Raw genomic sequence first — 8,342 nt, forward strand, 5'->3', positions numbered from 1 at the left:
CGGCAAATCAGTGCGGATCCGGCGGAGGCGGCTGCCGTCTTTGCGCAGGTGGGACAGCGCGGGAGGGCTGCGGAAGACACCGCCCAATGCGTCGTGACCGCGGCGCATCGCGAAACCTGTCTCGCTGACGTTTCCGGGGGCCGTCGGCGGGTCCGGATGGTTGATCGATTGTTAACGGCCTGCGCCTATGATCGCCGGAAGGGCATTCGAGGCAGAGCATTGCGCGAACGGAAAGAGGACGGTTGCGTGAAGAGCCGGTGGTGCGGCGTGGTCGCCGCCGCCGCGCTTGTGGCCGCCATCGCCTGGCCGGCCGGTGCCTCGCCGGGTACGCAGTCCGACAAGGGACCGAGGCCGGCCTCCGAACCGGCCGGTGGCGACAAGACCGGGCCGCAGCAGCAGACGGATCCGATCGAGGTCGGGGCACTGAATCCGGCGGATGCTGCGTCTAGCCTTCTGGAGCGCGAGCGCGCGAAGACGGCAGCCGATCTCGCCCGCGTCGCCTCCGGCATCGAGCTGTCGAAGGATAAGATCAGCGCCCTTGATGCGGAAATCGCCGCTCTGGCAGCCGATCGGGCGCAACTCGACGCCGCGCTGGTCGACGCGGCGGACAAACAGAAGACGGTCAGCCGTGAGCTAGCCGCGACCGAGCGCCGCATCGACGACCTGTCGGTCAAGGAAGCCGGTATCAAGACCTCGCTCGGCAAGCGGCGCGGCGTCCTGATGGAAGTGCTGGCGGCGCTGGAGCGGATGGGGCGAACACCGCCCCCGGCGCTTCTCGTCAAGCCGCGCGATGCGCTAGGTTCGGTGCGCAGCGCCATCCTCCTGGGGGCCGTCATACCGAGGCTGCGCAGGGAGACCGAGGTGCTGCTCGCCGATCTGGAGCAACTGGCCAGCGTCAAGAAGTCCATCCTTCAGGAAAAGACCAATTTTGCTGAGCAGCTGACGCGGCATCGCGAGGAAGAAGCCCGCCTGTCCCGCCTGTTTGCGGAAAAGCAGCGGCTGGAAGCCGAAAGCCGCGACAGGCGCGCGGCCGAAGCGGCGCATGCCTCCGAACTGGCGGCGCGCGCCGACGATCTTCAGGACCTCATCTCCAGCCTGCAGTCGGACCTCGACGCGGCGCGGGAGAAGGAGGAGGCGGCGCGCAAGCTGGCCGAAGAGCGCAGGCTGGCCGAAGAAAGGCGCCGGGCGGAGGAGGAGAAGCGCCTCGCGGCCGAGCGTGCCGCCGCTGCGGAAAAGCTCGCCAAGCTGCGCGAGGACGAACGGCGCGCACACGAGCCAGACCAGGATGAGCAACAACTCGCCGAAGCGCGCCCGGCGGAGGCGGCGGCAGGCGAGGGCACCGGCTCACGGGTGCTGCCAGGACAAACTGCCGCATCCCCCGCCGAGACGGAGGCGGAGACCGAAGAGGCCGGGAGCGCTGCAGCCGCACCGTCCGAGCCCGCGGCTCCGACCGCCGATGGATCTGAAGAGCCTGAGGGTGAGAGCGATGCGGAGGATGTGCGCGTGGCCTCGCTGGAGCCGAGCGCGGCGCCTGCGCCGGTCCAGCAAACCTATGATATTGCGTCACTTCGCCGTGAAACTGCCCAGCTCGCGCCAGCCGCCCCATTTTCGACACTCAAAGCATCATTGTCGAAGCCCGTGGCGGGTAAGCAGATCATAGGATTCGGCGAGAGAGACGATATCGGGCGCGAGACGACCGGTGAATCCTTCGCGACGCGTCCCGGCGACGTCGTGACCGCGCCGGCGGACGCAAGGGTCCTGTATTCGGGACCGTTTCGCTCCTACGGACAAGTCTTGATCCTGGATGCGGGCGACGGCTATCATGTCGTTCTTGCGGGCATGGAACGCATCGATGTCGAAAGTGGCCAATTCGTATCGGCAGGTGAACCGGTCGCACTGATGGGAGCCCGGCGAATCGCCAGCGTGCAGATGGCAGAGTTTGGGGCAACCAAACCCGCACTGTACGTCGAGTTTCGCAAGGACGGAAAACCGGTCGATCCGTCACCCTGGTGGATGGACGAACCCTCTGGAAGGACGAGGAATGATTCGTAAGCTTTCGATACTCTTCGCCGGGGCGCTGATGGGGGCGACGGCGATGACCGTTGTCAGCCAGAACCCGGGCGTAGCCAATGCGGCGGGGTCCGACACCTATCGTCAGCTTGCGATCTTCGGCGACGTCTTCGAGCGCGTGCGGGCCCAGTATGTGGACAAGCCCGACGATCAGAAGCTGGTCGAGACAGCGATCAACGGAATGCTGACCTCGCTCGACCCGCATTCCAGCTACATGAACGCCAAGGAAGCGGCCGAGATGCGCACCGAGACGCGCGGCCAGTTCGGCGGGCTCGGCATCGAAGTCACCATGCAGGACGAGCTGGTCAAGGTGGTCTCGCCCTTCGAGGGAACGCCCGCCGACAAGGCCGGCATTCTCGCGGGCGACCTGATCGCCGAGATCGACGGCGAGCAGGTGCGCGGCCTCACCCTTGGCCAGGCTGTCGACAAGATGAAGGGCGACATCGGCTCCAAGGTGACGCTGACGCTCGTGCGCGAGGGCGCCAAGAAGCCGATCCGCGTCACGCTGACCCGCGACGAGATCAAGGTGCCGTCGGTGCGCCACTCCGTCGAGGGCGATGTCGGCTATATCAAGCTGCTGAAGTTCAACGAGCAGACCACTGTCGGGATGGAAGAGGCGATCGCCGACATCAAGGCGAAGGTCGGCGAGGACAAGCTGAAGGGCTACATCCTCGATCTGCGCCGCAATCCGGGCGGTCTTCTCGACGAGGCGGTGTCGGTCTCCGACGCTTTCCTGGACAATGGCGAGATCGTCTCTACCCGCGGCCGCAACGCCGACGAGACGCGCCGCTACAACGCCCGCTCGGGCGACGATATCGACGGCAAGCCGCTGGTCGTGCTGGTCAATGGTGGATCCGCCTCGGCCTCGGAGATCGTCGCCGGAGCGCTGCAGGACCAGCGCCGCGCGACCATCGTCGGCACGCGCTCCTTCGGCAAGGGATCGGTGCAGACGATCATCCCGCTCGGCCAGAACGGCGCGTTGCGTTTGACCACGGCGCTCTACTACACGCCGTCCGGCCGCTCGATCCAGGGCCACGGCATCGATCCGGACATCACGGTCCAGCAGCCGCTCCCGGACGACATCAAGAAGCAGATGGGCCTCGACTCCACCGAGGAACTGGTGCGCGGCGAGTCCTCCCTGCGCGGTCACATCCAGGGCGTCGACGAGACCGACGAGGGCTCCGGTTCGCTCGACTACGTGCCGCCGGAGAAGAAGGACGATCTGCAGATGCAGTACGGGATCGACCTCCTGAACGGCGTCAAGACCAACGCCATGTTCCCGCCGAAGCGCGAGGCGAACAACGCCGCCAACTGATCGATCGCGATCGACAAACGGTCACGAAAAGCGAAGGCCCGGACATCGACGATGTCCGGGCCTTTTCGCGTCCGGGCAGGGCGGGTGCTCCGAGGCGGGACGCGAGGCCTGCGAGGCCCGCTCCAGCTTGACCGGCTAGTGGGTAGATCATCACCGAAGTTCGCGGGCGCCCGGGCCGCATCGTCGAACCTCGGCCAGATCGTGGTGCTCTCGCAGGGTTCGGGCGGAAGGACTGCGGGACATCCTTCCGAAGCCTGTTGAGGGACGGAGCATGGACGGCGAACTCTATCGGCCCCTCGGCATGACGTCCGGAGCCCGCCAGAAGCGACGAGCCGCGCCCCTGGCCGATTCCTGGCGCCTAGTCGGTGTTGCAGGTCTTGTCGCTGCTGCGTCGCTCTGGGCCGCGCTCGCCGGGCAGCCTGCGCGCCGCGTCGTCGACCAGCTGGCGCCTCGGTCGGCTCCCACCGCCTCGAACCCGACGTCCACCGCCACCACCGTGCCGGACTCCAAAGTCGCGCAGTCCAGGCTTCCCCCCGTAACGCGAACTGGCGGACCGACGATCATCGGGCCGAGCAGTCCCTCGGGACCCGTGACCTTCCGCGTCGAGGACGCGGTCTCGCTGCGCCAGGCTCCGTCCATGGCGCATATGCCGGATCCAGGCCTCCTCGAAGACACCGAGTTCGGCCAGCTCCCGGTGCGCGGCGCCGACGGCCGTCGTCCGTTCGACGTCTATGCCGGTACCTGGAGCGGCAAGCCGGCGACGCGGATTGCAATTATCGTCGGCGGCATCGGAATCAGCCAGACCTCCAGCATGGCCGCAGTCGACACGCTGCCGCGCGGCGTCACGCTGGCGTTTGCGCCGACCGGCAACAGCCTGGACCGGTGGATGCAGGCCGCCCGGCGCGGCGGACACGAACTGCTCTTGCAGGCGCCGCTCGAGCCGATCGGCTATCCGCAGGTCGATCCCGGTGCCGACACGCTGACCGTGAAAGCGGCGTCCGAGAACGATTTCGCCGCGCTCTATGCCGCGATGGGCCGCATCACCAACTATGTCGGCGTCATGAATTATATGGGCGGCCGCTTCACCGCAGACCCGGCCGCAATGCAGCCGCTGATCTCCGAGCTCGGGCGCCGCGGCCTGATGTATCTCGACGACGCCTCCTCCTCCCGCTCCGTGGCGAAGGACACGGCGGCGCTGGAGAAGGTGCCATATGCCGGCGCGAATGTCCTTCTCGATGCCGCGCAGGATCCGAACGAGATCAAGAAGCAGCTCGACGTCCTCGAGCGCGTCGCCCGAGGCCAGGGCCAGGCGATCGGCGTCGCATCGGCCTTCGAGGGTTCGATCAGGACGATCGCCGCGTGGATTCCGGAGGCGGAGAAGCGCGGAATCGAGATCGTGCCGGTCACGGCCCTCGCCAGCGATCCGGAGGACCGGTAACGATTAGGGCCGGCTCTAAGAGCGCTCTCCAGCTCCGGCGGCGCCGGTCTGCGCGGCGAAAAACCGCCGAACCTCGGATTTCTCGCGGAAATCACCCGCCACCGATGTTGACGCCGGGTTGACCCGACTTCGGGAAACCATTAAGTAGCGCGTCAACAGAGCCGATGTGAGGCCGACTCGTTCCGTTGACGCCGCGTCCGGGACATAAAGCGCTTCAAACAAGGCTTCGTTCAACGAGACGACACATCTCTGGCGCACGACCGCATATGTGGTCCTCTGCTTCTCGCCGGGCAGTCCGCTAGTCAAGCGGATCGATGCCCGGTTTCGCGCATGGCGGGTTCCGCCGATGTGCGATTTGTGGCGTTTCGTTACGAACCTGGGATTGGAAAGTAGAGGAAAGGTTGGAATGCCGACCATCAACCAGCTGATCCGGAAGCCGCGCATTCGTCCGACGGAGCGCAACACGGTTCCGGCGCTCGAGGCAAATCCGCAGAAGCGCGGCGTTTGCACGCGCGTCTACACGACCACGCCGAAGAAGCCGAACTCGGCGCTTCGTAAGGTCGCAAAGGTCCGTCTCGTCAACGGGTACGAAGTCATCGGTTACATCCCGGGCGAGGGGCATAACCTTCAGGAGCACTCCGTGGTGATGATCCGCGGCGGGCGCGTGAAGGACCTTCCCGGTGTGCGTTACCACATCATCCGCGGCGTGCTCGATACGCAGGGCGTCAAGAACCGCAAGCAGCGCCGGTCCAAGTACGGCGCCAAGCGTCCGAAGTAAGCCCGCCGACCAGTTGAAGAGACGATAGAATGTCCCGCCGCCATAAAGCCGAAAAGCGCGAGATCAACCCGGACCCGAAGTTCGGCGATCTCGTTGTGTCGAAGTTCATGAACGCCGTCATGTACGACGGCAAGAAGTCCGTCGCCGAGCGGATCGTCTACGGCGCGTTCGACGTCGTGCACGACAAGACCCGCCAGGACTCGGTGGCGATCTTCCACCAGGCGCTCGAGAACATCGCGCCGCATGTGGAGGTCCGGTCGCGGCGCGTCGGCGGTGCGACCTATCAGGTGCCGGTCGACGTGCGGCCCGAGCGCCGGCAGGCGCTGGCGATCCGCTGGCTGATCACGGCTGCCCGCAATCGCAATGAGACGACGATGGTCGATCGTCTCTCCGGTGAGCTGATGGATGCCGCGAACAACCGCGGCACCGCGGTGAAGAAGCGCGAAGATACCCACCGGATGGCCGAGGCCAACCGGGCGTTCTCGCACTATCGCTGGTAATTCAAGCTTCCGTCCGAAAGGCGACGCCCCATGGCACGCGACTATAAGATCGAAGACTACCGCAATTTCGGCATCATGGCCCACATCGATGCCGGCAAGACGACGACGACCGAGCGGATTCTCTTCTACACCGGCAAGTCCCACAAGATCGGCGAAGTTCACGACGGCGCCGCGACCATGGACTGGATGGAGCAGGAGCAGGAGCGCGGCATCACCATCACGTCCGCCGCGACCACGACCTTCTGGCAGGGCCGCGACGGCAAGAAGCGCCGCTTCAACATCATCGACACGCCGGGCCACGTCGACTTCACGATCGAAGTCGAGCGTTCGCTGCGCGTGCTCGACGGTGCGATCGCTCTTCTCGACGCCAATGCCGGCGTCGAGCCGCAGACCGAGACTGTCTGGCGCCAGGCCGACAAGTACCAGGTCCCGCGGATGATCTTCGTCAACAAGATGGACAAGACGGGCGCGGACTTCTTCCGCTGCGTCGAGATGATCAAGTCCCGCCTTGGTGCTCGTCCCGTCGTCATCCAGCTGCCGATCGGCGCTGAGACCGAGCTCAAGGGCGTCATCGATCTCATCGAGATGAAGGCGCTTGTCTGGCGCAACGAGAACCTCGGCGCTGAGTGGGACATTCTCGAGATCCCCGAGGATATGAAGGCTCAGGCCGAAGAATATCGCGAGGCGATGATCGAGGCGGCTGTCGAGATCGACGAAGGCGCGATGGAGCGGTATCTCGAAGGTGAGATGCCTGACAACGACGAGTTGCGCCGCCTGATCCGCAAGGGTACTTGCGATGTCTGGTTTACGCCGGTCCTCTGCGGCTCCGCATTCAAGAACAAGGGCGTCCAGCCGCTTCTCGACGCTGTCGTCGACTTCCTGCCGTCGCCGATCGAGGTCAAGCCGATCAAGGGCATCGATCCGAAGACCGACGGCGAGATCGTCCGCAAGTCTTCTGACGACGAGCCGCTGTCGATGCTGGCCTTCAAGATCATGAACGACCCGTTCGTCGGCTCGCTCACCTTTGCTCGCATCTACTCCGGCGTTCTGACCAAGGGCTCGTCTCTCCAGAACACCGTCAAGGAGAAGAAGGAGCGCATCGGCCGCATGCTGCAGATGCACTCCAATTCTCGCGAAGACATCGAAGAGGCCTATGCCGGCGACATCGTCGCTCTGGCCGGCCTGAAGGACACGACCACGGGCGACACGCTCTGCGATCCGCTGAAGCCGGTCATCCTGGAGCGCATGGAATTCCCCGATCCGGTCATCGAGATCGCGATCGAGCCGAAGACCAAGGCCGACCAGGAGAAGATGGGCCTCGCGCTCAACCGTCTCGCGGCCGAGGATCCGTCCTTCCGCGTCAAGACCGACGAGGAAAGCGGCCAGACGATCATCGCCGGCATGGGCGAGCTTCATCTCGACATTCTCGTCGACCGCATGCGGCGCGAGTTCAAGGTCGAGGCGAATATCGGCGCCCCGCAGGTGGCCTATCGCGAGACCATCACGCGCCGTGCCGAGGTCGACTACACCCATAAGAAGCAGACCGGTGGCACGGGCCAGTTCGCCCGCGTCAAGATGGTCTTCGAGCCGGCCGAGATCGGCGCGGGCTTCTCCTTCGAGTCGAAGGTCGTCGGTGGTTCGGTTCCGAAGGAATACGTCCCGGGCGTCGAGAAGGGTATCAAGTCGGTCATGGGGGCGGGTCCGCTCGCGGGCTTCCCGATGGTCGACATCAAGGCCGAACTGATTGACGGTGCCTTCCACGACGTCGACTCCTCGGTCCTCGCCTTCGAGATCGCCTCGCGCGCTGGTTTCCGCGAGGCCATCCAGAAGGCCGGCCCGCGGCTCCTCGAGCCGGTCATGAAGGTCGAGGTGGTGACGCCCGAGGATTATGTCGGCGACGTGATCGGCGACCTCAACTCGCGGCGCGGCCAGATCCAGGGCACCGAGCCCCGCGGCATCGCCCAGGTGGTGAACGCCATGGTGCCCCTCGCCAACATGTTCGGCTACGTCAACACGCTGCGTTCGATGTCGCAGGGCCGGGCTCAGTACACGATGCAGTTCGATCACTACGAGCAGGTTCCGAACCAGGTCGCGGACGAGATCCAGAAAAAGTACGCCTGACCGGTTCGGGCATCGACAAGAAGATCAGGCTCTTCGAGGGCCGAAGAAGATAACGGAGTGGCATCATGGCCAAGGGTAAATTCGAGCGCAACAAGCCGCATGTGAACATCGGCACGATCG

Annotated in this window: 6 protein-coding genes; all 6 read left to right on the top strand. The window is 65.2% G+C overall.

All coding sequences use genetic code 11. The annotated features are described in order from the left end of the window. Window positions 1-246: 246 nt before the first annotated feature. The 6 genes from LH400_RS04330 (at window position 247) to fusA (ending at window position 8,222) form a co-directional block, all read left to right on the top strand. Window positions 247-2,052 carry a murein hydrolase activator EnvC family protein gene (locus LH400_RS04330; RefSeq protein WP_229151443.1) on the top strand — a complete coding sequence of 602 codons (1,806 nt, stop codon included), beginning with the start codon at window positions 247-249 and terminating at the stop codon, window positions 2,050-2,052. After that, a complete protein-coding gene (locus LH400_RS04335) occupies window positions 2,042-3,385 on the top strand; it encodes a S41 family peptidase (protein WP_229151444.1) in 1,344 nt (447 codons plus the stop codon). The genes LH400_RS04330 and LH400_RS04335 overlap by 11 nt, the downstream gene beginning before the upstream one ends. A 271-nt stretch (window positions 3,386-3,656) precedes the next feature. Continuing rightward, window positions 3,657-4,823: a divergent polysaccharide deacetylase family protein gene (locus tag LH400_RS04340; RefSeq protein ID WP_229151445.1), complete on the top strand. Its 1,167-nt coding sequence runs from the start codon at window positions 3,657-3,659 to the stop codon at window positions 4,821-4,823. Window positions 4,824-5,229: 406 nt separating this feature from the next. Beyond that, complete coding sequence (gene rpsL, locus LH400_RS04345; protein ID WP_229151446.1) at window positions 5,230-5,601, top strand: 30S ribosomal protein S12; 372 nt, start codon at window positions 5,230-5,232, stop codon at window positions 5,599-5,601. Between the two features lie 29 nt (window positions 5,602-5,630). After that, the gene (gene rpsG / locus LH400_RS04350; RefSeq protein WP_229151447.1) at window positions 5,631-6,101 is read left to right on the top strand and encodes a 30S ribosomal protein S7; all 471 of its coding nucleotides are present in this window, start codon (window positions 5,631-5,633) and stop codon (window positions 6,099-6,101) included. A gap of 30 nt (window positions 6,102-6,131) precedes the next feature. After that, a complete protein-coding gene (fusA, locus tag LH400_RS04355; protein WP_229151448.1) occupies window positions 6,132-8,222 on the top strand; it encodes an elongation factor G in 2,091 nt (696 codons plus the stop codon). The last annotated feature ends 120 nt before the right edge of the window (window positions 8,223-8,342 follow it).

Source organism: Jiella soli (assembly GCF_020615385.1).
Taxonomy (GTDB): Bacteria; Pseudomonadota; Alphaproteobacteria; order Rhizobiales; family Rhizobiaceae; genus VKMB-3413.

Excerpts from the sequence above, each read along its gene's own strand:
- LH400_RS04335 (WP_229151444.1), top strand. The coding sequence starts at position 2,042 with ATGATTCGTAAGCTTTCGATACTCTTCGCCGGGGCGCTGATGGGGGCG.
- LH400_RS04340 (WP_229151445.1), top strand. The coding sequence starts at position 3,657 with ATGGACGGCGAACTCTATCGGCCCCTCGGCATGACGTCCGGAGCCCGC.
- rpsL (WP_229151446.1), top strand. The coding sequence starts at position 5,230 with ATGCCGACCATCAACCAGCTGATCCGGAAGCCGCGCATTCGTCCGACG.
- rpsG (WP_229151447.1), top strand. The coding sequence starts at position 5,631 with ATGTCCCGCCGCCATAAAGCCGAAAAGCGCGAGATCAACCCGGACCCG.
- fusA (WP_229151448.1), top strand. The coding sequence starts at position 6,132 with ATGGCACGCGACTATAAGATCGAAGACTACCGCAATTTCGGCATCATG.